Source organism: Pradoshia sp., assembly GCF_051873915.1.
Lineage (GTDB): Bacteria > Bacillota > Bacilli > Bacillales > Pradoshiaceae > Pradoshia.
In genome coordinates this window covers 1-1,620 of the sequence record NZ_JBJEFJ010000140.1, presented here as the reverse complement: position 1 = coordinate 1,620, position 1,620 = coordinate 1, and the positions used below count along the sequence as shown (strand labels likewise).

Sequence of the window (1,620 nt, the reverse complement as noted above, 5' to 3'; positions counted from 1 at the left end):
TCTTTTTTAAGACTTGCTTAGCGTTTCGTTTTGTTTAGTTTTCAAAGAACAATCTATTTCTTTTTCAATTCGTTGTCGTTTTCAGCGACTTTTATATCTTAACAAGTTTTTGATTTCTTGTCAATAACTTTTTTGAAAAAGTTTTTTTGTCGTTTACCTCGTTTTCATCAAGGTCATCAGCGACGTTTATTAATATATCATCTCAAAAACGTTTGGTCAATATAATTTTTTAAATTTCTTCATGAATTTTATAATAGCGATGATACAGCTTCATACCCTTCGTCTCCTGCAAGACAACCTCAATGTATCCCCGGTCTATTAAATATTCAATTAAGATGCGGAGGTCTTCTCCATAATAGACTAACTCTTTATGCGAATATAGCTCATCATAGGACCAATAATCGCTGCCCCGCTCCCCGATAATCTCCATGATATGCCCAGAACCAGATTCTGTTCTTGTATGGATTAAAAAATCACTGACTAGAAACAGCAGTTCCAAACGCTGTTCTACACTCTCATCACTATAAACAAGTTCCTCATACAATTTATAAATGTCCGGTCCAATCTGCTTCACTTGGTTCCAGACCGTCACTTCCGGATGATACCCCTTCTCAATCACTTCAAGTCTCGCCAAATGATGGAGCGCATGGACAATATGATTATAGGCATCAAGAATATTTCCTTGATCGAATAGTTCTTTCCCATCCATATATCGCCTGATTAATTTAGCGAATTCTATCCCTTTCTTGATTTTTCGTCCATAGAACGGGAATTCATCCATTTCCCTTTTCAAGGATGCTAAATAGTCATTACGGTCAAATACGATTTTTCCATTGTAGATCCAGTCGATAATTTTCCTGTTTGTACCGAGCAGTCTCCATTCATTCAATTTATCCTCCGTCACAACATGAAGAGCTGCCTTTTTATGTTCATACGCATAGTGCTTAATGAATACAGGTGGTTTATCCTGACTATTAATGATAACGAGTAAAATGCAATCAAATGTATCCGTGCTAGGACTCTCAGGTGAATTCTTTTCGATTAATAACACACCTTGCGTTTCTGGGTTGCTTGCTCTCTCTTGGTATACAGGCCTTAGGATATCTTCCATTGTTCTACTCCTTTAGAAGGGTTTTTGGGTATATAAACTAATTCAACAATATTCGACAGACTCCTGCCACTATTTTGTTTTAGATTCACGATTATATAGATGACGCTGGATAATATGGTATATTATAGTAGACAAAAGGGGGATCAGCTGTGGCTAAGTATAGTAGCAAAATCAATAAAATAAGAACATTCGCTCTTAGTTTGATTTTTATCGGGTTCATCATTATGTATATCGGCATTTTCTTCCGCACCTCACCTTTACTGATGACAATCTTTATGGTTTTAGGCCTTCTCGCCATGATGGCAAGCATGGTCGTATACTTCTGGATCGGCATGCTTTCAACCAAAGCCGTACAGGTTGTCTGTCCAAATTGCGGAAAACCAACAAAGATCCTCGGCCGGGTTGATATGTGCATGCATTGCCGCGAGCCATTAACCTTAGATAAGAAGTTAGAGGGCAAGGAATTTGATGAAACCTATAATAGAAAAAACCAAGAGAACCATCATGCA

Annotated in this window: 2 protein-coding genes; one reads left to right on the top strand and one right to left on the bottom strand. The window is 37.5% G+C overall.

What is annotated here, in order from left to right; genetic code table 11:
- Window positions 1-229: 229 nt before the first annotated feature.
- A complete protein-coding gene (locus ACI35L_RS12920) occupies window positions 230-1,111 on the bottom strand; it encodes a nucleotidyltransferase-like protein (protein WP_049672060.1) in 882 nt (293 codons plus the stop codon).
- A 149-nt stretch (window positions 1,112-1,260) separates the two neighbouring features.
- On the opposite strand from ACI35L_RS12920, the gene ACI35L_RS12915 reads away from it, so the two are divergent.
- Window positions 1,261-1,620 (top strand): YgzB family protein (locus tag ACI35L_RS12915; RefSeq protein ID WP_049672061.1); only part of this gene is annotated, 360 nt, incomplete at its 3' end.

Coding starts and splice junctions, on each gene's coding strand:
- ACI35L_RS12920 (WP_049672060.1), bottom strand. CDS start 1,111: ATGGAAGATATCCTAAGGCCTGTATACCAAGAGAGAGCAAGCAACCCA.